The organism is Streptosporangium fragile (assembly GCF_039534445.1).
Lineage (GTDB): Bacteria > Actinomycetota > Actinomycetes > Streptosporangiales > Streptosporangiaceae > Streptosporangium > Streptosporangium fragile.
Genome location: NZ_BAAAVI010000050.1, coordinates 17660 through 39860 on the forward strand (window position 1 = coordinate 17660; position 22201 = coordinate 39860).

General features: G+C 71.4%; 19 protein-coding genes and 1 pseudogene. 12 read left to right on the plus strand and 8 right to left on the minus strand.

Going from position 1 to position 22201, the window contains the following annotated elements; genetic code table 11:
- Positions 1-2 precede the first annotated feature (2 nt).
- On the plus strand, positions 3-431 hold the full coding sequence (locus tag ABD841_RS28075; RefSeq protein WP_344978095.1) for an AMP-binding protein: 429 nt from the start codon (positions 3-5) through the stop codon (positions 429-431).
- A gap of 55 nt (positions 432-486) precedes the next feature.
- Here the strand turns inward: ABD841_RS28075 and ABD841_RS28080 are convergent, their stop codons facing one another.
- Entirely contained in the window at positions 487-1116 is a 630-nt protein-coding gene (locus ABD841_RS28080) for a pyridoxamine 5'-phosphate oxidase family protein (RefSeq protein WP_344978097.1), read from the minus strand.
- A gap of 261 nt (positions 1117-1377) precedes the next feature.
- Between ABD841_RS28080 and ABD841_RS28085 the strand changes: the two genes are divergently transcribed.
- From ABD841_RS28085 to ABD841_RS28115, 7 genes and pseudogenes are all read left to right on the plus strand, one after another.
- Entirely contained in the window at positions 1378-2151 is a 774-nt protein-coding gene (locus tag ABD841_RS28085) for a helix-turn-helix transcriptional regulator (protein WP_344978098.1), read from the plus strand.
- Between the two features lie 300 nt (positions 2152-2451).
- Positions 2452-3498 carry an iron-siderophore ABC transporter substrate-binding protein gene (locus tag ABD841_RS28090; RefSeq protein ID WP_344978099.1) on the plus strand — a complete coding sequence of 349 codons (1047 nt, stop codon included), beginning with the start codon at positions 2452-2454 and terminating at the stop codon, positions 3496-3498.
- Positions 3495-4538, plus strand: coding sequence for a FecCD family ABC transporter permease (locus tag ABD841_RS28095; protein WP_344978100.1), 1044 nt, complete (start codon positions 3495-3497; stop codon positions 4536-4538). Before ABD841_RS28090 ends, ABD841_RS28095 begins: the two co-directional genes overlap by 4 nt.
- Positions 4539-4747: 209 nt before the next feature.
- A complete protein-coding gene (locus tag ABD841_RS28100; RefSeq protein ID WP_344978101.1) occupies positions 4748-5803 on the plus strand; it encodes a FecCD family ABC transporter permease in 1056 nt (351 codons plus the stop codon).
- Positions 5800-6645 (plus strand): ABC transporter ATP-binding protein, encoded by an 846-nt coding sequence (locus ABD841_RS28105; protein WP_344978102.1) that lies wholly within the window; start codon positions 5800-5802, stop codon positions 6643-6645. The genes ABD841_RS28100 and ABD841_RS28105 overlap by 4 nt, the downstream gene beginning before the upstream one ends.
- A 351-nt stretch (positions 6646-6996) precedes the next feature.
- On the plus strand, positions 6997-8178 hold the full coding sequence (locus ABD841_RS28110) for a Cmx/CmrA family chloramphenicol efflux MFS transporter (protein ID WP_344978104.1): 1182 nt from the start codon (positions 6997-6999) through the stop codon (positions 8176-8178).
- A pseudogene (locus ABD841_RS28115) lies at positions 8175-8405 on the plus strand (leucine zipper domain-containing protein); the annotation flags it as partial. The gene ABD841_RS28110 and the pseudogene ABD841_RS28115, both read left to right, overlap by 4 nt.
- Positions 8406-8581: 176 nt before the next feature.
- Here ABD841_RS28115 and ABD841_RS28120 read toward each other — a convergent pair.
- The 4 genes from ABD841_RS28120 to ABD841_RS28135 all read right to left on the minus strand — a co-directional run bounded on the left by ABD841_RS28120 (position 8582) and on the right by ABD841_RS28135 (position 13152).
- Complete coding sequence (locus ABD841_RS28120; RefSeq protein ID WP_344978106.1) at positions 8582-9781, minus strand: hypothetical protein; 1200 nt, start codon at positions 9779-9781, stop codon at positions 8582-8584.
- A gap of 324 nt (positions 9782-10105) precedes the next feature.
- Positions 10106-11395 carry an ABC transporter substrate-binding protein gene (locus tag ABD841_RS28125; RefSeq protein ID WP_344978108.1) on the minus strand — a complete coding sequence of 430 codons (1290 nt, stop codon included), beginning with the start codon at positions 11393-11395 and terminating at the stop codon, positions 10106-10108.
- Between the two features lie 102 nt (positions 11396-11497).
- The gene (locus tag ABD841_RS28130) at positions 11498-12322 is read right to left on the minus strand and encodes a carbohydrate ABC transporter permease (RefSeq protein ID WP_344978110.1); all 825 of its coding nucleotides are present in this window, start codon (positions 12320-12322) and stop codon (positions 11498-11500) included.
- Entirely contained in the window at positions 12322-13152 is an 831-nt protein-coding gene (locus tag ABD841_RS28135) for a carbohydrate ABC transporter permease (RefSeq protein WP_344978112.1), read from the minus strand. Before ABD841_RS28135 ends, ABD841_RS28130 begins: the two co-directional genes overlap by 1 nt.
- 544 nt (positions 13153-13696) lie before the next feature.
- On the opposite strand from ABD841_RS28135, the gene ABD841_RS28140 reads away from it, so the two are divergent.
- Together ABD841_RS28140 and ABD841_RS28145 are read left to right on the plus strand one after the other, a co-directional pair.
- Positions 13697-14749 carry a LacI family DNA-binding transcriptional regulator gene (locus ABD841_RS28140; RefSeq protein ID WP_344978114.1) on the plus strand — a complete coding sequence of 351 codons (1053 nt, stop codon included), beginning with the start codon at positions 13697-13699 and terminating at the stop codon, positions 14747-14749.
- 266 nt (positions 14750-15015) lie between these two features.
- Positions 15016-18108 carry a hypothetical protein gene (locus tag ABD841_RS28145; protein ID WP_344978116.1) on the plus strand — a complete coding sequence of 1031 codons (3093 nt, stop codon included), beginning with the start codon at positions 15016-15018 and terminating at the stop codon, positions 18106-18108.
- 190 nt (positions 18109-18298) lie between these two features.
- Here the strand turns inward: ABD841_RS28145 and ABD841_RS28150 are convergent, their stop codons facing one another.
- Entirely contained in the window at positions 18299-19654 is a 1356-nt protein-coding gene (locus ABD841_RS28150) for a sensor histidine kinase (RefSeq protein ID WP_344978118.1), read from the minus strand.
- Entirely contained in the window at positions 19651-20328 is a 678-nt protein-coding gene (locus ABD841_RS28155; RefSeq protein WP_344978120.1) for a response regulator transcription factor, read from the minus strand. The genes ABD841_RS28150 and ABD841_RS28155 overlap by 4 nt, the downstream gene beginning before the upstream one ends.
- Before the next feature lie 50 nt (positions 20329-20378).
- Here ABD841_RS28155 and ABD841_RS28160 point away from each other — a divergent pair, with 50 nt between their 5' ends.
- Positions 20379-21041 carry a hypothetical protein gene (locus tag ABD841_RS28160; protein ID WP_344978122.1) on the plus strand — a complete coding sequence of 221 codons (663 nt, stop codon included), beginning with the start codon at positions 20379-20381 and terminating at the stop codon, positions 21039-21041.
- A 142-nt stretch (positions 21042-21183) separates the two neighbouring features.
- Here ABD841_RS28160 and ABD841_RS28165 read toward each other — a convergent pair whose 3' ends face one another.
- Complete coding sequence (locus ABD841_RS28165) at positions 21184-21750, minus strand: 2-thiouracil desulfurase family protein (RefSeq protein WP_344978124.1); 567 nt, start codon at positions 21748-21750, stop codon at positions 21184-21186.
- An 86-nt stretch (positions 21751-21836) separates the two neighbouring features.
- On the opposite strand from ABD841_RS28165, the gene ABD841_RS28170 reads away from it, so the two are divergent.
- On the plus strand, positions 21837-22199 hold the full coding sequence (locus tag ABD841_RS28170; protein WP_344978126.1) for a hypothetical protein: 363 nt from the start codon (positions 21837-21839) through the stop codon (positions 22197-22199).
- Positions 22200-22201 lie beyond the last annotated feature (2 nt).

Below are 22201 nucleotides of genomic sequence, written 5' to 3' on the forward strand. Positions count from 1 at the left end.
AGATGAACGCGGAAACCCGGTACCGGGTGCGAATCCAGGCCGCGGCCCTGAAGAGGCTCGGCCTGGGGTGCGGCGACCGAATCGCCCTCCTGTGCCCGGACACGGCGGAGTTCCCCTGCGCGCACCACGCCGTCCTCGCCGCAGGAGCTGCGGTCGTACCGGTGAGTCCGCTGCTCACGGTCGGCGAGACCATGCGCGTGCTCGTCGACAGCCGAGTCGATCTCCTGCTGTGCCACAGCGATGTGGTCACCGTAGGCGCGGAGGCGGCGCGGATGGCAGGGGTCCGGATGTTCACCATCGGCCCCCCGACCAGGGCTCCGGGAGCCGACGGCCGCCTGGAAGACCTGGCGGAGGCGATGATGGTCCGTCGCCGCCGGGCACCGGCCCGCCAGAGGACGAAGCGGCACCGCCCGATCGGCACCCCCTGGTAGGCGCCCGGGCCGGACGCCGTCGCGGCCCATGGCCTCCGGTGGGGCGCGCCGGAAGTCAGTACTGGTTCGTCTTGGCGTCCAGGGCGAGCCCCGCGTCGATCACTTTCGCGGGAACCTTGAGGCCCATCTGGTCCTTGGCGATCCGTCCGAGCGTGGGCAGGCTCTTGCGGTCCGGCCAGGTCTCGGGCTTCCAGAGCGAGGAGCGCAGGAACGCCTTCGCGCAGTGCATGTACAGCTCTTCGACGTCGACGAGGACCGCCAGCCGCGGCCGCTTGCCCTGGACCGCCAGGTCGTCGAAGAACGGCGCGTCCGCCACGAGCGCCGCGCGCCCGTTCACCCGCAGGGTCTCGTTCATCCCCGGCACGATGAACAGCAGTCCGACGCGGGGGTTGCGCAGCACGTTGCGGAGACTGTCGAGCCGCTGGTTGCCGGGCCGGTCGGCGAGCACCAGCCGGTGGTCGTCGAGGACCAGCACCGACCCGGCGGGGTCCCCTCGGGGGGAGACGTCGCAGGTCCCGTCCGAGTTCGAGGTCGCCAGCAGCACGAGCGGCGAGTGCGCGATGATCGTGCGCGCGTGCTCGTCGATCCGGGCGATGTCCTTGTCCCAGGCGGTCTGCGGCGGCTCTTTTATGATCTCCCGGAGCTCGGCCTCGGTCCCCACCGTACGGATCTCAGAAGGATTCACCACCCAAATATAAGGCGGGCCTAACCAGCGGGGCGGGTGGAGATCTCCGCAGGCCGGGGAGCCCCCGCCGGGCGTCCGTGAGACGTCCGGCGGTCAGCGGACGCGGCGAGCGGCCACGCCTACGGCCCGTAGGTCAGGTTCGGGCGGAGCCGGCGCCGTGACCAGCGGTTCCTCTCAAGGCACCGACCTGTCGGCGCAGTACTAAGGTGGGGGAATGTCGCTCGTGCCGCACTGTGTCGACCGTGTCGACCGTGTCCTCCCATGACCAGGGAAACCCGCACGCTGCCCGCCCTCGCGGCGGGGCCGGTCGAGATGCCGTTCGTGATCCTGAGCTGGAGCGAGACCATCGCCCACGACACCACCTGGAACGAGCACTCCCACCCCTTCCACGAACTGCTCTGGAACGAGCGGGGCGCGTCCACGGCCGTGGTGGGGGCGCGGGTCTGGACGGTCACCCCCGCCCTGGGCCTGTGGATGCCCGCGGGCACGCTGCACTCCGGCTCGGCGATCGCCGGCACCTGGTGCCGCGCCAACTTCTTCGGCTTCGGCACCATGACCTCGATCTCTCCCACGCCCGTCGGCGTCGAGATCACCCCGCTGCTCCGGCTGCTGCTGGAGCGGCTCGCCGACACGGAGCTGCCCTCCGGCTCGCGGGCGGTGACCGAGGCGATGGTGCTCGACGTGCTCACCCCCTCCTCGCGCGAACTGCTCCTGCACATGCCCACCTCCGACCTGCTGCGTCCGATCGCTGACGCGGTCCGGGACGATCCAGGCGATCAGCGGACGCTGGCGGACTGGGCGTCCCACCTCGGCGTGAGCGCCCGCACGATCACCCGTGCCTTCAACGCGGAGACGGGCACCAGCTTCGCGCGCTGGGTCGCGGCGGTGCGCGCCCAGCACGCGGTCGCGCTGCTCACCCGGGGCTGGGAGGTCGACGTCGTGGCCGAGGAGGTCGGCTACCGCTCGGCGAGCGCGTTCGGTGCGGCCTTCCGGCGGACGACCGGGCTGACGCCGGGAGCGTTCCGGGCGCGTTGAGGCTCCGGGACGGCCGAAGCCTGCCTTCCCACGCGGCGCAGGTCTCGCGGACGTATCGCTGTCCCCGCACACGCGCCACCGAAGGTCCGTGGTCCGGCCTCCGTGTCCCGATCTCGACAACAGGTGTCTCAAAAGATTGATTGCGACAACTCAGTCATTTCTCCTAAAGTTCAAAAGAAGGCAAGCCTTACCTAACTAGGTCGGGAGCTTGCGGCAGTACGGTGTACCGCTCCACGGGCGCATACCGCGATCCAGCGTGCGGGGGCCGGCACCAGCGGAATTCTGAAACCGGAGTACGGATTGAAGCGTTCACACAGCCTTCGCATCCTCGCCGTGGCGGCCGTCCTGCTGGGCATCGCGGGCTGTGGCGGCCCGTCGGAGACCAAGGGTGAGAGCGCGAGCAGCAGCACGAGCAGCAACTCCGGCGCCTTCCCCATGACGATCGAGCACGCGCTGGGGACGACCACCATCCAGGCGAAGCCGGAGCGGGTGGCCACGGTCAACTGGGCCAACCACGAAGCACCGCTGGCTCTCGGCGTCGTCCCGGTCGGCATGGCCGCCGCGAACTTCGGCGACGACGACGGCGACGGGCTCCTGCCCTGGGTGGAGAAGCGCCTGGAGGAACTCAACGCCAAGACGCCCGTCCTGTTCAACGAGACCGACGGCATCGACTTCGAGGCCGTCGCCGACACGAAGCCGGACGTGATCCTGGCCGCCTACTCGGGCCTGACCCAGCAGGACTACGACACCCTGAGCAAGATCGCTCCCGTGGTGGCCTACCCGGAGGCCGCGTGGGCGACCCCGTGGCGCGAGATCATCCGGATGAACAGCAAGGCCATCGGGCTCGCCACCGAGGGCGAGAAGCTCATCACCGACATCGAGGGCGACATCGACGAGGTTGTCGCGAAGTACCCGCAGATCAAGGGCAAGTCGGTGATGTTCATGACGCACGTCGACCCCAACGACGTGAGCGAGGTCGGCTTCTACACGACACACGACACCCGCACGCTGTTCTTCCAGGACCTCGGGATGACGATCCCGGGCAGCATCACCAAGGCGTCCGAGGGCACGGACAAGTTCGCCCTGACGCGGAGCGCGGAACAGGTCGACCTGTTCGACGACGTCGACATCATCACCGGATACGGCGATGAGAAGGGCAAACTGCTCGAGACGCTCCGCAAGGACCCGCTGCTGTCGAAGATCCCCGCCATCGAGCGCGGTTCGGTGTACCTCCTGCCCGGCAGCACGCCCCTGGGCACCGCCGCGAACCCGACCCCCCTGTCGATCTCGTGGGTGCTGGAGGACTACGTCAAGGCGCTCGCCGAGGCAGCGGACAAGGTCAAGTGACGTCGGCCGACACCGGCCGCCTGCCGGACGCCGCCCTCGTGCGGCGTCCGGCGCGTGTCCGGATCCTGTGGCTGCTCGTCGCGGTCCTGGTCCTGGCCGTGCTCATGCTGGCCTCCGTCGCCCTCGGCTCGCGCGACGTCGCCTGGTCCGACGTCTGGGCCGCCCTCGGTGGCGCGGACGGCTCCCTCGAACAGGCGGCGGTCACCAAGCGGATACCGCGCACCCTGCTCGCGGTGGTCATCGGCGCCGCGCTCGGCCTCGCGGGCGGCGTCATGCAGGGCGTGACCCGCAACCCGCTGGCCGACCCGGGGATCCTGGGCGTCAACATGGGCGCGTCGCTCTCCGTCGTCACCGCCGTCGCGTTCTTCGGGCTCACGTCACCGACCGGGTACATCTGGGTCGCGATGGCGGGGGCCGCCGTCTCGGCCGTGTTCGTGTACACCGTCGGATCCCTCGGGCGTGGCGGAGCCACGCCCCTCAAACTCGCGCTCGCCGGCGCCGCCACGTCGGCGGCTTTCGCGTCCCTCGTCAGCGCCGTCGTCCTGCCCCGCAACGACATCGCCGGGAGCTTCCGGCTCTGGCAGATCGGCGGGGTCGGCGGTGCGTCCTACGAACGCATCGGGCACGTCCTGCCGTTTCTCGCCGTCGGCTTCGCCGTGTGTCTCCTGTCCGCGCGGGCGCTGAACTCGCTCGCCCTGGGCGACGAACTCGCGGCCGGGCTCGGCGAGCGCGTCGCCGTCATCCGGGCCACGGCCGCCCTCGGCGCCGTTGTGCTGTGCGGCGTGTCGACAGCCGTCGCCGGGCCGATCGGTTTCGTCGGACTCGTCGTCCCGCACGCGTGCCGTCTGCTCGTCGGCGTGGACCACCGCTGGCTGCTGCCGTTCTCCGCCCTGGTCGGCGCGTCGCTGCTCACCGCCGCCGACGTCGTCGGCCGCGTGGTGGCGCGCCCCGCAGACGTCGAGGTGGGCATCGTGACGGCGTTGATCGGCGCCCCGTTCTTCATCCACATCGTCCGCCGTCAGAAGGTGCGTGACCTGTGAGCGAGCGTAGCGAGCGAACCGATGGGCACGGCAGCGCAGCGCTCACGGCGCCGACGAAGGAGGGGTTGTGAGCGAGCGTAGCGAGCGATCCGGCAAACACAGCAGCGCAGCGCTCACGGCACCGACGAAGGAGGGGTTGTGAGCGAGCGTAGCGAGCGATCCGGCAAACACGGCAGCGCAGCGCTCACGGCGCCGACGAAGGAGGTGCTGTGAGCGCCCCCGCCGCCGCCACCCGGCCGTCCGTCGTCCAGGCCGTCGCCCGCGGCCGTCGCCGGCGCGCCTCCGGCCGTCTCCTGGTCGTCCTGACGCTGGTGGTGCTCGTCGTCGCCGGGTTCGCCGTGACTCTGATGGCCGGGCAGACGTTCTACCCGCCCCGCGACGTGGTCCGCGTCATCCTCGGCGAGCAGGTCCCGGGGGCGTCCTTCACGGTCGGGCGGCTCCGGCTGCCGCGGGCCGTCCTCGCCGTGGTCGCGGGATTCAGCTTCGGCCTGGCCGGTGTCACCTTCCAGACGATGCTCCGCAACCCGCTGGCCAGCCCCGACATCATCGGCATCAGCTCGGGGGCGAGCGCCGCGGCGGCCATCGCGATCGTGTCGCTGTCCCTCGGCGGGGCCCAGGTGTCGGTCCTCGCCATCGTCTCGGCTCTCGCCGTCGCCCTGCTGGTGTACACCCTGGCGTTCCGGGACGGCGTCGTCGGCACGCGGCTCATCCTGATCGGCATCGGGATCTCCGCGATCCTCGACAGCGTCACCTCCTACGTCCTGTCCCGGGCCGCAGAATGGGACCTTCAGGAGGCCATGCGCTGGCTGACCGGCAGTCTCAACGGCGCGACCTGGGAGCAGGTTCTGCCGGCTCTCGTCGCGCTGGTCGTCCTCACCCCCGTTCTGCTGTTCCAGGCGCGCGACCTGTCGGCGATGCAGCTCGGCGACGACACCGCCTCCGCTCTCGGGGTCCGCGTCGAACGCACCCGCGTCACGGTGATCGTCGCCGCCGTCGGCCTGATCGCCTTCGCCACGGCGGCGGCCGGGCCGATCGCGTTCGTGGCGTTCCTGTCCGGCCCCATCGCGGCCCGGCTCGTCGGCGCGGGCGGCTCCCTGCTCGTGCCCGCCGGGTTCGTCGGCGCCCTCCTCGTCCTCATCGCCGACTTCGCCGGCCAGTTCGCGTTCGACGTCCGCTACCCGGTCGGCGTCGTCACCGGCGTCCTCGGAGCGCCGTACCTCGTCTATCTGATCGTCCGCACCCATCGGGCGGGAGGCTCGCTGTGACCACGTCCCACTCCCTGGCGGCCGAGGGCCTCACGCTCGGCTACGGCGACCGCGTCGTCGTCGAGTCCCTTGACCTGGTCGTGCCGCCCGGCGAGATCACGGTCATCGTCGGCGCGAACGCCTGCGGGAAGTCGACGCTCCTGCGTTCCCTGTCCCGGCTGCTCACGCCCCGCGAGGGCCGTGTCGTCCTGGACGGCAAGGAGGTGCATCGCATGCCCGCGAAGAAACTGGCCCGTACGCTCGGGCTGCTGCCCCAGTCGCCGGTCGCGCCCGAAGGCATCACCGTGCTCGACCTTGTCGGCCGCGGTCGCCACCCCCACCAGGGGCTCTTCTCCCGGTGGAACGACAAGGACGACGCCGCGGTGGCGGCTGCTCTGGAGGCCACGCAGACGACGGATCTCGCCGACCGCGCCGTCGACGAGTTGTCCGGTGGTCAGCGCCAACGGGTCTGGATCGCCATGGCGCTGGCCCAGCAGACCGACCTGCTCCTCCTCGACGAGCCCACCACCTTCCTCGACGTCAGCCACCAGATCGAAGTCCTCGACCTGCTGACCGACCTGAACCGGACCCGCGGCACCACCATCGTGATGGTCCTGCATGACCTCAACCTCGCCGCCCGCTACGCCGATCACCTCATCGCCCTCGCCGACGGCCGCCTCCACGCCTCCGGCACCCCGGCCGAGGTCCTCACCGAAGACAGTGTCCGCACCGTCTTCGGCCTCGACAGTCGCATCGTCGAAGACCCCGTCTCGGGTCGCCCCCTGATGCTCCCCATCGGCCGCCACCACGTCCGGCCAGAGCCCACCTCGTCCCCGAACCACATGCAGGGGACATCCCGCTGACCACGCGGGACGACCGGCCCGCCTCCTCGGACAGCCGGAGACACCCGCCCCTGTCGTGGATGGCCGCTGAAGAAATCCGGTGCCGTGGTGTTGTGGGACAGGACGTTGACGGCGCCCGCCCGCGAATCAATCCGGTTGCTTGGTGTCGGGCCGGTTCGAGTAGTGTGGAAGCCATGTCGAGCCCTGAGGCATCCACTGTGGGGGCTTTCGGTCACGCCGTCAGCCCCCTGAATCGCTGAGTTCCCGGCCCTCTGCCTGTCGCTTGCGCACGGGCGGTTTCTTGGGCGTCCCCGGGGCGCTGGCCGCGGTGACGAGACGTTCTCTGTTCGTTCTCTCGCCTCGGAGCCCTCGATGCCTCTCGCGCTCTACCTGCTCGCCCTGGCGGTCTTCGCCATGGGCACCTCGGAATTCATGCTTGCCGGCTTGGTGCCGGACATCGCCGCCGGTCTCGGTGTCTCGGTCGGGGCTGCCGGCCTGCTGACCTCGGCCTTCGCGGTCGGGATGATCGTCGGCGCACCTGTCATGGCCGCGCTCGCCCGTCGGTGGCCGGCACGGGCCACTCTCCTCGGCTGCATCCTCTTCTTTGCTCTCTGCCACGTCGTCGGCGCGGTCACCCCGGCCTTCTCGGTCCTCTTCGCCAGTCGTGTGGTGGCAGCACTGGCCAATGCCGGCTTCTTGGCAGTCGCGCTCAGCACGGCCGCCGGGCTCGTGGCGGCAGATCAGAAGGGCCGAGCTCTGGCGGTCCTTCTGTCCGGTACGACGGTCGCCACCGTCGCCGGCGTTCCGGCCGGTGCGCTGCTTGGCACAGCGCTGGGCTGGCGAGCGACCTTCTGGGCGATCGCGCTGCTCTGTGTTCCCGCCGCTCTCGGCCTTTTGCGGGGCATTCCCGGTCGGCCGGGCGAGGCATCATCGGACGTTGTCGCCGGCCTCTCTCTGCGATCAGAGCTCGCCCAGCTCACATCGCCCAGGCTGCTCCTGGCCATGATGCTCGGCGCCCTGGTCAATGCCGGCACGTTCGCCGCCTTCACTTTCCTGGCACCAATCGTGACCGACACCGCCGATCTGGGTGAACTGTGGGTTTCGATGGTTCTGGTGCTCTTCGGCATCGGGTCCTTCATCGGTGTCACGGTCGCCGGGCGTCTCTCCGACCACCGTCCCGGCCTCACTATCGCTGTGGGCGGACCTCTGCTGCTGCTCGGCTGGGTCGCGCTGGCGACACTCGCCGCTCATCCCGTGGCACTACTGATCCTCGTGTTCACACAGGGCGCCTTGGCCTTCGCGGTAGGGAGCACCTTGATCACGCGGGTGCTCTACGCGGCTGCAGGCGCCCCGACCATGGGCGGTTCGTATGCGACTGCGGCACTCAATATCGGGGCGGCGGCCGGGCCCGCATTGGGAGCGGCTGCGCTCGCCGGCCGGGCAGGCGACCTCGGGCCGGTGTGGGTCACAGCCGCGCTGACGGGGCTCGCCTTGCTCGTGGCATTTCCGCTGCTGCAGGTGATCGCACCCCGAGTCCCCGAGGTCGCCAGGTGATTCGCTCCAACGCTCCGTTGAGCATCGAAGGTCGTCGCCGCCTGATCGACCGGTGCCGAACCCGCCCGATCGCCCATGTCACCGCAGAGATGGGCATCTCACGAGCCTGCGCGTCCAAGTGGGTCAACCGCTGGTGGCGGTATGGCGATGCCGGCTCGCAGGATCGGTCCTCGGTGCCGCACCGCAGCCCGCAAGCGACACCGGAACAGGTCATCGAGCAGATCGAGTAGGTAGCGGGGCGGCTGCGGGGCGGGCGCACCCTCATGGACCGGACCGGCCGTGGGGCGGGCGAGCCCTCACGGCCGGCGGTGTGTCGTCCGGCCGTGAGGGGACCGGAGTCAGCGCCGGGCGGTGACGGCGGGGGCCGCGGCCGGCGGCTCCGCCGGGAGCGTGCGTGAGCACGTCATCCGTTCTCCCCCTTCCTGACCACTTCGAGGGTCGCGGCCAGCTCGGATTCAGGCACGAAGTGGCCGAAGGTGTCGTTGGCGAAGAAGGAGACGCCGGCCACGGACGTGGCGTGCGTGGCCAGAACCTCCCGCTGGTAGAGGTAGGTGCGTCGGTCGTCGAGGTAGGTGCGGTACCAGTACCAGGGGTCGACGAAGTCCAGGCCGAGCAGTGGTCGCGGCCCGCCCAGCGCGGCCTTGCTCAGCAGGTTGGGCACGATCTCGGTCCGCTCGACCAGCACGGCGAACGTGCTGACCAGGATCGCGTCGAGGGTCAGGTAGGCGGCGTCGGTCATGCCCCACGCCGCCCGCTCCACATCGGCCCGCCAGTAGGTGTCCATCCAGTAGACGAGGCGCTCGCCCATGGCCTCGCGCAGCCGCAGGAAGAACCGTTCTATCCCGGCCGACCGCTCGGGGGTGAGCGGTGGAGCGTTGTCCGGGTGCCAGAACCCGACCAGGCCGAACTGGTTGCCGAGCATGACCCCGTCCAGCCCGAAGTCGGCCGTGAACGCGGCCGTCTGGGCGGCGACGAAGTCCCCGGCCGGAAGCCCGGCCGGGATGCCGTCGGGGAAGGCGGCGTACGGGCGCGCGTCGGCCGAGAGCGGGGCCGTCACGTCGATCACACCGGGGACCATGTGACCGCCGGCGTCGGCGCTGCCGGCGGCCGCCTCCGGGTGCCGTGCGGTCTTCCACTCGCTGCGGCAGAATTCCGGGCCTGGCTCCAGGTACTCCAGCAGGTTCACCCGCAGCCCGCGCCGCTCCGCCTCCGCCCGCACAGCCGCGTAGATCCCGGCCAGCGTCCGGTAGTCCATCGGCTGCTCGGAGACGACGAACATCGGCCCCGCGGAGTACGGGTTGGCCGAGCGCTCGCCGCCGTCGCGCACCCGGGCCAGCCAGTCACGGTTGTGCGCCCTGGTGATGGCGGCGGGCCCGCCGGGGCCGAGCGCGAAGCAGTTGTAGCGGGCCCAGTCGAAGCGGTCGTCCCATGCCTGGCGGCCCGCGTAGTCGAGAACGTGATCACCGTTGCCCGCGCAGAACACCACCGTGACCGGCCGGTCCACCAGCCAGGCGGCGTGGTGGTCGAAGAACGCCGCTATCCCGGGCTCCGGGTCGCGCAGGTCGTCGAAGATCTTGGGCGTGATCCACAGACACGCCTCCATGCTCGTCTCCATTGCGGTCACCACCGGGGTAGCGAGGGTGCGAAGTCTGGCTGGAAGCGGCGCGGGCAGCCGGCGCCATCGCGGATCTGGCGCCTCGAGCGCACGTAAGCCCCGTGTCGCCGGGCGAGCGGGGCGCGGCCGAGTGCCGTGCCGGACCGCGGCCCGTCCGGTACCGGCACCGCGCCCGCCCCTGCCTCGGTTCCGTCCCCGATGGGCTCGGCCGGCACGGCGTCGCCGACGTGGCCGTCCGCGCCGGACGGCGTCACGGGGGAGGACAGGATTCCGTTGAACGTCATGTTTTCCTTCGTGGGTGAGTGAGCGGGGTCACTTGGTGGAGGCGAACGCCTTGTCCATGCGGGCGAGCACGGTCGGCACGTCGATCGTGCCGTTGAACAGTTCCTGGATGGACGTCAGGTGCTCCTGCTGCACCTTCGGGTTGGGCCAGGCCTGGTCGGGGTAGAGGGTGGAGCGGCCGGACTTGACCGCCTCCAGCACCGGCTGCTGCAGCGCGTCGGCCTGGAAGGAGGGGCTGTTCAGCGCCGGGCTGCTGCCCGAGGCGGTGGCATACAGCGCCTGACCCTCGGGAGAGGCGAGGAACTGCATGAACTTCTTGGCCAGCGCCGGGTTCTTGGCCTTGGCGTTGACGCCGTAGACGATGCCCACCGACACCGGCAGGTAGGTGGCGTCGGCGTTGTCGGTGGCGGGGAACGGGGTCATCGAGAAGGTGGTGCCCTGCGGGGCGTAGGTGAGCGCCGAGGCCACCGCCGACAGCACGTGCACCACGCCCAGGGCCTTGCCCTGGGCGAGCATCTGCATCTGCTCGTCGTAGCCGACGCCGTTGGGGCTGTCGTTGAAGCACCCGGCGTCGCGCATCTGCAGGTATTGCTCCAGCGCCTGCTTCCACGGCGAGGTCGCGAAGCTGGCCGTGCCGTCCTTCTGCTGCTGGGCGAAGCCGGGGTTGGGCCCGTAGACCAGGGAGGCGGTCAGCGCGTACGGCACGAGCTGGGTGACCCAGGACGACTTCAGGCCCAGGGCGAAGGCGATGACGTTCTTTTCCTTGGCGGCCTTGCAGAAGGCCAGCACCTGCGGCCAGGTGGTCGGCGTGCTCAGCCCGCTTTTGCGCAGGGCCTGGTCGTTCCAGACGGCGCCGATCGCGCCGATCGTCACCGGGACGGCGACGATCTTGCCGTTCGGGTCGCTGGTGACGGCCCGCAGATCGGGGCTCAGGCCGCCGGCCCAGCTCTCGCCGGACAGGTCCAGGAGCATGCCGTCGGCGCCCAGGTCGCGCACGGCCATGGTGTTGCCGCCGCCGGGCCACATGCGGAACACGTCGGGGGCGGTGCCGGAGGAGAGCTGGGTGCGGATCTGCTGCTGGTAGGAGGCGTCGTCCTCGGTGAAGGTGGTCTGGACGGTGACGCCGGGGTTGGCCTTTTCGAACGCCTCGACCGCGGCCTTGGCCGGGCCCTGGCCCGCGGCGGCCAGCGTCAGCACCTGGGAGGCGGCACCGGCGGTGTCGGCGCCGGTGGCGCCCGGGCCCGCGGTGGAACAGGCGCTGAGGGCCACGGCCGTGACGGTGAGGCAGCACATGGATGTGAACGTTTTGATCGACTTCATGACAGACTCCGAATCGGGAACGGGGGGTGGGGCGCCGGCCCTTGCGGAGAGCCGGCCTGTGTGGAGTGTCGGCCTGTGTGGAGTGTCGGCCTGTGTGGAGCGTCAGCCTTTGAGGCCGCCGGCGAAGCCCTTGATGATGTGCTTTTGAAGCGCCAGGTAGACGACCAGGATCGGCAGGACGCTGATCACCAGGCCGGCGAAGATGAGCGGCCACTGGGAGACGTACTGGCTGACGAAGCCGTAGATGGCGACCGGGGCCGTGGTGTTGCCGCTGCCGCCCAGATACAGCAGCGGGGTGAAGAACTCGTTCCAGATGCCCACCGCGTTGAGGATGACCACGGTGCCGGTGACCGGGCGCAGCAGTGGGAAGACCACCAGGGCGAACGAGCGCAGCGGGCCGCACCCGTCCAGCAGCGCGGCCTCCTCGTAATCCAGCGGCAGCTCGCGCAGGAACATGGTGTACAGGAAGACCGAGAAGGGCATCTGCTGGCCGACGTTGATGACGATGACCGCCCACAGCGAGCCGAGCAGGCCGGCATCGCGCATGGTCGCGTACAACGGCAGCAGGGCCAGCTGGCCCGGGATGAGCAGGCCGCCGATCAGGAAGACGAAGGTGTAGCGCGACCAGGCGCGGGTGACCCGGGCCAGCGGGTAGGCGGCCAGGGCCGAGCAGGCGATGATCAACGCGACGCTGAGCGTCGTGATGAAGAAGCTGTTGGCCAGCGCCGCGCCCAGGCTGGCCTGGCTCCAGGCGGCGGCGTAGTTGTCCAGGGTGGGCGGGAACGCGAACGCCAGGGCGCTGCTTTGGCTGCTCTGCGGCTTCAGCGAGATGTTGAGCAGCCCGACCAGCGGGATGAGGAACCCGAGCGCGACGAGGATCAGGGTGATCTCCCGCGTCAGCGTCCGCCAGGTGTAGCGCGCGTGCATCAGTGACTCTTCCGGAGCGTGAGGCGGTACTGGATGGCGGCCAGGGTGGCGATGACCACGGTCATGACGACCGCCAGCGCGATGGACAGCGGGAAGTCGCCCAGGGTGAAGGCGTTCTTGTAGATCGCCGTGGAGATCGTCTCGGTCGCGGTGCCGGGGCCGCCGCCGGTCATGGCCATGACCTGGTCGAACTGTTTCAACCCGCCGATCAGGCAGAGCATCACGTTGATCACGACGGCGCCGTTGAGCAGGGGCAGCACCACGCTGCGGAAGGTGTGCCAGGGGCCGGCGCCGTCGATGCGGGCGGCCTCCAGCACCTCGCGCGGGATGGCCTGCAGCCCGGCCAGGTAGATCACCATCGAGTAGCCGGCGAACTGCCAGACGATCTCGGCGGCGATCGCGTACAGCGCGGTGTCGGGGTCGCCCAGCCAGTCGTGGGCCAGCGCGCCCAGGCCGACGGCCCGCAGCGCGTCGTTGACCGCGCCGTTGGGGGAGAGCAGGAAGCTCCACACGTATCCGGCGACCAGCGGGGTGAGCACCACGGGCGCGAAGAAGATCACGCGGAGCGCGTAGCGGCTTTTGACCAGGGTGTTGACGCCCAGGGCCAGCAGCAGCCCGACGACGTTTTGTACCACGGTCACCATCGCGGCCAGCAGCAGGGTGTTGGCCAGGGCGTCCAGCGCGGTGCGGTCGGTGAAGACCGCGGCGTAGTTGTCCAGGCCGACGAACGACCAGTCCGGTCGTAGCCCGTTCCAGTCGGTGAAGGAGAACAACGCGCCGTTGACGCTGGGGACGACGACGATGAAGAGGTAGACCGCGAGCGCCGGCACGACAAACCACCACGGCGCTCGCACGCCCCCTGTGTGGCGGGTCTTCCGGGCCGCACCGGGAGGTTCCTGCGCGGTGGGTTCCCGCACTCCCGGCGGTGTCGTTGTCGCATGCGGCAAAGCCACGGGGGACTCCTCTCACATATGTCCATAATCGCGTCTGTGTTCATATATGTGACGCGATTCACATAAGCGGACGTGGCCCGTACGGTGTAGGTGGGCTCAGGGGGTTGGATGGTCGCGGCCGTCATGCGAAGGCCACTCCTTTGAGTGGCTGTGAATCGATTCACAACGTTTCGGGCAGGTTACGTGTCGCCCGAACCCGTGTCAATGGTGCTCGGGCCGGGCGGCGGAGACGGAAGACCGCGCCGCCCGCTCCCGCGTCCGTGGGTCCCGGGCCGGCGGCGCGGGCGTGCGGCGGCGCGTCGCTCGCCCGGAGCGCCGGACCGGCCGACGTGCTCAGTCGACATGTGAATCGATTCACAATTGCGCTAGGCTGGCGGACAACCCCCGATCACACCCGGTGGACACGACAGTGAGGAGCGCGATGACCTCTGAACCGGCGCCCAGGCGGTCGAGGGCCGAGGATTCCGCCGCCACGGTGGGCGATGTCGCAGCACGCGCCGGGGTCTCGCGAGCGACCGTCTCCTACACCTTCACCCAGCCGAACCGGGTCTCGCGCGAACTGCGCCAGCGCGTCCTCGCGGCGGCCGACGAGCTCGGCTACGTCGGCAACGACGCGGCGCGGCGGCTCCGGGTCGGCCACAGCCTCGCGCTCGGGCTGCTCATCTCCAGCACCAGCAACCCCGTCTACGCGGAGATCGCGGCGGGCGCCGAGGCGGAGGCCGCCGCGCACGGCCGCTTCATCCTGGTCGCCAACAGCGACGAGAGTCTCGAACGCGAGCGCGCCTACATCAGCTTCTTCGAGTCCCAGCAGGTGAGCGGCATCCTCGCCATTCCGGTCGGCGACGTTCCCGCGGAGCTGCTCGAGCTGAGGCGGCGGGGGACACCGTTCGTCCTCGCCGGTGTCGCCGCGGGGCCGCACAGCTATCCGGCGATCTCCGGCGACAACGAGCGGGGCGGCTACCTCGCCGCCTCGCACCTGCTCGCCCAGGGCCGGCGGCGCCTGCTCTTCGTGGGCGGCGCGCACCCTCACGTCGACCTGCGGCTGGCGGGGGCCAAACGGGCGGTCGCCGAGTCCGCGGCGCCGGCCTCGCTTGAGGTCATCCGCGCGCAGGTCCAGACCGCGAAGGTCGGCGAGGCGGTCTCGCGGACACTGCTCGAACGCCCGAAGACCGGCTTTCCCGACGGGATCGTCGCGGGCAACGACCTGCTCGCGCTCGGCCTTCTGCACGGGCTCATCCTGGCCGGGGTCCGGGTGCCGGGGGATCTCTCCCTCGTCGGCTACGACGACATAGAGTTCGCCGACTTCGCGATCGTGCCGCTCACGACCATCCGGCACCCTTCCGCGGCGCTCGGTGCCAGCGCCGTCCGGATCCTGCTCGGCATCGAGGAGGAGCAGGACACGAAGGGGCGTTTCGAGCCCGAGCTCGTGGTCCGCGCGACGTCCCTTCCCCTCGCGGGGAACGACCGCGGGTAGCGCGCCGGGCCGTCGTCGCCTCCGCGCGGGCTCGCCGGGGCGCGCACGCTGAGCGGCCACTCGTAACCGGCTGTTGACATGGCTGCAACGCCGTCACTACGCTCGCCGCACACCAAGCCGTGAATCGATTCACAGACGCGGCGCGGGTGCCACAGCGCAGGCCCCGGGACGTCCCGGGCTGTCGTTTCGCGGGCGTTCCACGGTGATCAGCGGGTCCGTCCGGCCGATCGCCGGCGCTCACCACACCGCATCCTGGAGGCACGACCATGAGATCGAAACGACACGGCGGGAGCCCCGGCGCCCGTGGCGGTCACCGGATCGCCGCGGTGGCCGTCACCGCCGCCCTGACGCTGGCACCGGCCGTCCCGGCGGCCGCGGAGACGTCGTCGCAGCCGGGCGAGGTGCCGGCGGTCGTCTCCGGGCCACTGCCCGAAGTCGCCGCCCTCGACCCGGGCAAGATCGACCTCGCCGACTTCACCGGCCTGGAACAGCAAATCGCCCCCTATCTCGCCAACCTCGCCCGGCTCGCCAACAGCGTCAACGACGACAGCACCGTGAACTACGGTTACATCACCTGCAACTGCTGGCGCACGGGGCAGGGGCCGAACGACGCGCGCGTCATGGAGAACGTCCTCACGCTCGCCTACTTCTACACCGCAGACCGCCCGTGGAACCCGTACTACCGGGACGAGGCCCTGCGCAAGCGCCTTGAGGCGGCCCTGCAGTTCATGCTCGGCACCCAGAACGCCGACGGATCGTTCCCGCAGGGCGGCGGCGACGTCCACTCGCGTGCCGCGACGGGCTTCGCGCTCGAACTCTACGCGATCATGCTGGAGCTCTTCGACGCCGACGGCACGATCGATCCGGCACTGGTCTCCTCCCTGACCGAGGCCATGAAGGCGGCCGGCCGGTGGTTCCTGGAGGACGAGGAGGTCTGGGGGCCGCGTGGCTCACAGTTCGCCAACCAGGTCGCGGGCGGGCTGGTCGGCATCTCCCGCCTCCTCGACCGCCTGGACGACCCGGCGCTGCGCACGCGCTTCCAGGAACGCCTCGCCGACCACGAGAGGATCGCGCAGAGCGAGGCCGGCTTCTTCCGCGACGGCACGGTCGCGCACCGCTACAGCCTCGAAGTCCACGCGGAAGACCTCGCCGGATGGGGCGACCCCGCCACCCGGGCGACGATCGACCGGATGCAGACGCGCTACATGGACTGGGCCCAGTACAACCTGCTCTACGACACGCGACTCGACGGCTACTTCATCAACACGGCGATCGACTCGCGTCACCGCGGCTGGAACTACGCGGGCGAGCTGCCGATCGGCTCCAACAACCTCTGGGGCTCGACGATCCCTCAGGCGCGGGCCTACGCGACCACCCAGGAGGAGATCCGGAAGCGCCGCGCGGCCTTCGCCGAGGCGGGCTGGCAGACCTCGGTCGCGCCGCTCATCGCTCCGACGTGGGCCTACCTCGACCCCTCGATCATCCGTGACGTCGCGTTGAAGGAGGAGTACTACCCGGCGGCCGCCGAGCGCCGGGCGGCCGTCGACACGCTCCGGCCCTACGCGGGCGCCCCGTACACCGAGTACCGCGCGGACTCGGTCACCGGCCAGCGGTTCGTCTTCGCCAAGCGACCCGCCTACGTCGTCGGCATGGGCTTCGGCAAGCATGTCAACACCCAGTACGGCTTCTGGGACAACCAGCGCTTCGGACTCAACTACCTCTACGACCCGAAGCTCGGCGTCGTCGTCCAGGGCCAGAACGCCCCCCAGATCGGTGCTCCGCGCACCCGTCCGGTGGAGGCGGAGCTGTCCTGGGGCACCGGCTGGGTCGCGGCGGACGGCGTGCACTTCGACGCCTACGACCAGCCGGTCCCCGAGTTCTTCCGTGACGGCTCCCCCGTCGATCCCGCGGCGGTGGACGACCTCGACGCCCTGGAGATCCGTTACGCGGCGGCGGGCAGCCCGGTGACCAAGTCCGTCACCCTCGGCGACAAGCTCACGGTGCGCGTCGAGGGCTCGGGTGACTTCTTCGAACGCATCCCGCTCGTGCTGGAGGAGGACGACACGCTCCAGTGGATCGGCGGCGGCCCCGTCGAGGTCGGCTCCCGGGCCGGTGCCGAGGGCGTCTCCGGAGTCGTCGTCAACCGCGACGGGCGAAGTGTGGAGATCCGCTGGACGGGCGCCGGCGCCGCGACCGTGTGGCCCTCGGCCTTCCCGGTGGCGGGAGGGAAGCGGACCCTCCAGGTCGTCGACATCAAGGCCGCGGGCACGCTCAGTTACGACATCCGTGTCGTCGACGACGCGTGTGCCGGCTCCGACGAGCGGGCGCGAGTCTTCATCGGCAGCCGGGACACCGGTGTCGCCAACGCCGACGACGGCACCGGCTGCACGGTCGCCGACCTCCTGCGGGCCGACGAGCAGTGGGAGAGCCGCAGCGCCTTCGTCGTCCACGTCACGAAGACGTCCGCGGCGCTCGCCCGTAAGGGCGTGCTGAGCCGGCGCGACGCCGCGCGGCTCGTCGCCGCCGCGGCGCGCTCCGACGTCGGCCGCGACCTCGTCACCGCCACGCCGGAGACCGCGAACGTCGTGGCCGGGCAGGAGCTCACGGTGCGGGTCTCGGGCCGGAGCATCGGCAAGGCGACCGTCTCGGGGCCGTGCCTCACCGGCGACGCCACCGCCTCGGGCCCCGGCGACCTGAAGGTCACCGTGCGGGAGACGACGCTTCCCGGATCGTGCCGGCTCGACGTCGAGACGCTGCGCACCACCGGGACGACCGAGATCGACACCCTTGCGCTGCAGATCGTGCCGGACGCCGAGGGTGTCGTCTTCCGCGACGGTTTCTCCTCGGCGGCGGCGACGTCCGAGGCGTGGACCGCCGTCGACGGCACCTGGGCCGTCGCCGACGGCGTGTACCGCCAGCAGGACACGACGCGCACGGGCTGGAAATCCGTCGTCGACGATCTGCGGGTCGCCGACGGCTTCGTCGAGACCGGTATCGACTTCCGGACGCTCGCGACCTCGACGGCCTTCGGCGGCGTCCAGGTACGGACCGCGAAGCCGGGCGACGCCTACACGCAGTCCGGATACATGGTCTATCTCCGTCCCAACGGTTCGGTCGACGTCTTCCGAGCCGGCACGGGCGTCATCGCGACGGGTTCGGGCGCGGCGGTCACGGGGCCGACGACGCTCCGCGTCGAGCTGCGCGGTGCCGAGATCCGGGCCTTCGTCGGCGGGGAGACGACACCGCGCGTCACCGTCACCGATCCGAATCCGATCACCGGGCCCGGATCCGTGCAGCTCGTCACGGGCCGCGCGGCCGTCGACTTCGACAACGTCCGCGTGGCGACCGCGCTCCCGTGACCGCCACCGCTCCGATGCCCGCCTCCGCCCGGTCCACCCGCTGAACGACGGCGAAGGCGGCACCGGGGCGAAACCCCGCGCCGGCTCCGGCGGGCACCGCGGCGGTGCCCGCCGGCCTTCTCACGATCGCGTAGCGGAAACCGGGGAAAAACACGTTTCAGGCGTGCTTGAGATCGGCTTAGGCTGATCTTCAGCGTGGGCTCTTCCCCGCGGCCGCCTTCCCCCGTGACCAGCGGCCGCCGACCAGGCGGCGCGCGGTGCGCGGGGTGCGGTCGCGCTGGTCCGTACGGAACCAGAGCTGGACCTGGGCGCCGCCGAGGGCGGAGGCGTCGATCCGCAGCGTGCCGCCGGCGGACTCGGCGAGCCGGCGGGCGATGTCCAGCCCGAGACCGGTCGACCCCGCGCCGGAGGCCCCCCGGCGCAGTGCCGCCGCGGGGTCGGGGATGCCCGGACCCGCGTCGGCCACCAGCATGCCCACCGTCCCCGCGCCCCGGTGCAGGGTCACCGTGAACGCCGTGCCCTCGGGGGTGTGCCGGAAGACGTTGCCGAGCAGGGCGTCCACCACGGCGCCGAGCTCGGTGGCCGCCACCGGGACCGGGACCGGCTCCGCGGCGCCGATCAGCTCCCACGGGCGTCGCTGGTCCTCGGCCAGGGCGGACCAGAAGGCGAGCCGCTCGCGCAGCACCTGGGCGGCGTCGCAGTGGACCCGTTCCGGCGCGCGGGAAGGCTGCCGGGCCGCCGCGATGATCCTGTCGACCTCCGCCTCCAGCCGGCCCAGCGCGTCGCGGCTCTGCTCGGCCTCCGGCCCCAGGTGGTCCAGGCTGAGCCGGAGCGCGGTCAGCGGCGTGCGGAGCCGGTGCGACAGGTCGGCGGCCATCTCCCGCTCGGCGGCCAGGAGCTGGACCACCCGGTCGGCCATGCTGTTGAACGCCTCGCCGGCCGCGACCAGCTCGGGCGGGCCCTCGGGCTCGATGCGGACGCTGAGGTCTCCGGAACCGAGCGAGGCCGCCGCCCGGCCCAGCCGCTGCGCCGAGCGCACCATCCGCACCCCCAGCCGGTCGCCGACCAGCACCGAGCCCGCCACGAGCACCGCCGCCACCCCGGTCAGCACCGCCCAGGACGCGGTGACGCCTCGCGTGAGGTCGTCGGAGGGGATGAAGATCTCGACCACCGCGGTCCGGTCACCGTCCAGGGCGACCGGGCGCAGCAGCAGGTAGCCGTTCTCCATCTCCGCGGTGACGGCCCGCGTCCGCCGGGAGGTGGCGGCCACGGTCCCGGCGGGAGCCCGGGCCGCGCCGACCGTGCCACCGCCGGGCAGGTGGAGCGCGATCCGGTCCCGCGCCCCGGTGCTGAGCAGCGCGTGCGTCAGCCGGTCCGGGTCGACGGTGATGGCCAGCACCGGCACCAGTGCCGACGCCTGCCGTTCGGCCTCGGCCAGGGCCCGGCCGCGGGCGGCCTCCTTGACGATGAGCCCCAGCGGGATGAGGAAGGCCAGGGCGACCATCGAGGTCCCCGCCACGGTGAGCAGGGCCAGGGTCCGCCTCATGAGGGCGTGATCAGCATGACGCCCACCCCGCGCACGGTGTGCAGGTAGCGGGGGGCGGAGGCGCTCTCCCCGAGCTTGCGCCGCAGCCACGACAGGTGCACGTCGATCGTCTGGTCGTCGCCGTACGACTGCTGCCAGATCTCGGTGAGCAGCTCCTTGCGGGGGACCACCCGGTCGACGCGGGCGGCGAGGTAGGCGAGCAGGTCGAACTCGCGCCTGGTCAGGGTGAGCGGCACGCCGTCGAGGCTGGCCTCGCGCCGGTTCAGGTCCACCGAGAGCCCGCCGACGCACAGCATCGGGGGCGGGGTGGTGCTGCGCGCCCGGCGCAGCACGGCGTCCAGCCGGGCGTTGAGGTGGTCACCGGAGAAGGGTTTGACCAGGTAGTCGTCGGCCCCCGACTGGAGCAGGCGGACGATCTCCGCTTCGTCGTCGCGGGCCGTGGCCACGATGACCGGCACGCTGGAGACGCTGCGCACCATCTTGAGCGCCTCGGAGCCGTCGAGGTCCGGGAGCCCGAGGTCGAGGACGACCGCGTCCGGCGGGTTCAGCGTGATCTCCCGCAGCGCGTCCAGGGCGCGCCCGGCGCTGCGCACCGCGTGCTGCCGTCTGCTCAGTTCCTGAATGATCGCGGATCGTACGTATTCGTCGTCTTCCACCACCAGAACTGTTGCCATGTGAGGTAACCGTAGTAAGGAATGAGACGTATGAGGTAATAATTCACCGCATGCGCCAGACGTTGGGGTTCATCGCGGTGTGGTGTGGAGCCACGGCCCTGGCCATCTCGGTCGCCTGGTTCGGCGTTCGTGATGTGCTCCGCAGCGAGGTCTTCGACGACGTCGCGATCGAGCCCCTCGACGCCGCGCTCGTGCGTACGGCCGACGCCCCGCTTCCCGCCGCGGCCCCGTCGGGGCCGCAGCCCGCCGGCCCGCCGGCCGCCTCGGGCGCGTCCCGGCGCACGGCCTCTCCCCGGCCGACACCGGCCGCGCCCGCAGAGGACGTCGCCCGGCCCCGCAGGACCCCGTCGAAGATCAGGGTGGCACCGGCGGACACCCGCGCGCCCGACGCCGCCGGGACCACGGCCTCCCCGACGCCGTTCGCCTCCGGCGCCACCCGGGCCGCCGAGCCCGCGGCGTCCCCGACGTCCGCCCCGCCCACCCGCTCCTTCGCCGACGAGAACGTGCGGGTGGTGGACGTCAAGGGCGGCTCGGTCTCGTTCGTCATCGAGAACGGCGTGTGCCGCCTGATCGCCGCCGCACCCGCCGCGGGCTACGAGGCCAAGGTGGCCTCGGCCACCGGCTGGATCCGGGTCGACCTGGTGCGAGGGCAGCACGGCTCGGCGGTCTTCTGCATCGGCGGGGAGAACCGCACAGACCTGTGGGAGTACTGAGCCCTGTGCACCGGGGCGTCGTGTTCGCCGGATCCGCCGCCCACCGCGGCCGTCCGGGCGGCGGCTCGCCGCGTCGTCGCCGGCCACCCCGGTGCGCTGCGGCTCCGCACCGTAGCCGTGCGCGGCATCACCCGGCCGATCCTCACACCGGCGAGATGCGCGGGACCTCCTGGCCCGCCCCGGATCCGTCTCCGGAACCCGCCCCGGGGCGCGGGAACGCCTCGATCTCGCGCAGCCGGGCGGCCGCGTCGGCGATGCGCTCCTCGCCGAAGACCGCGATGCCGTGCAGTTCCAGCAGGGCCGTGGTGACCCCGTGGCCCGGCGTGCGGTTGCCGCGGAAGGTGCCGTCATAGACGGTCAGGCTGCCGCACGAGGGGCTGCCCTCCTTGAGGATCGCCACCTTCACGTCGAAGGACCGGGCGACGGCGAGCGCCGCCTGCGCCCCGGCCAGAAAGGCCCCCGTGACGTCGTCGCCCTGCGCGGTCAGCACCCGGGCCGCCCCGGCGAGCACGGCCGGCCCCCCGGCGCCGCCCTCGATCTCGGCGGCCGGGCGGGGGACGGGCAGCCCGCCTTCGACCTCGGGGCAGAAGGGGATGAGCCGCCCCTCCTCGCGCCAGACGGCCAGCAGCGCGTCGCCGCTGGTCTTGGCGGCACCGTCGTAACGGACCTTCCGCCCCATCAGGCAGGCACTGACCAGAATCCTCTCCACCGGTCCAGATTACGCGGCGCGGTGGGGAGGGCGAGGGGGGCGGGCAGTACCCTGCTGCTCATGTTCTTCGAGCCCCGGGTGCTCCGATGATCGGCCCGCTCGCGACGGGCCTGATCCTGCTGTCACTGGCGATCGGGCTGTTCAGCCTGCTGAGCACGGCGCGTGACAAGGCGATGGGGGCCACGCTCCTCATCTCCCTCGGCGTGCTGGAGCTCGGCCTGCTCGTCCAGGCGGGGTTCGTGATCGCCGCGCTGGTGCGGGGCGAGGGGCCGCAGGAGACGGCCACGCTCATCGGCTACCTCGCGGGCACCCTGGTCATCCCCCCGGCGGCGGCGTTCTGGGGGTTCGGGGAGCGCTCGCGCTGGGGCCCGGCGGTGATCGCGGTGGCGGGCTTCGCGATCCCCGGCATGGTCGGGCGGATGCTCCAGATCTGGCAGGGGTTGGTGTGAGC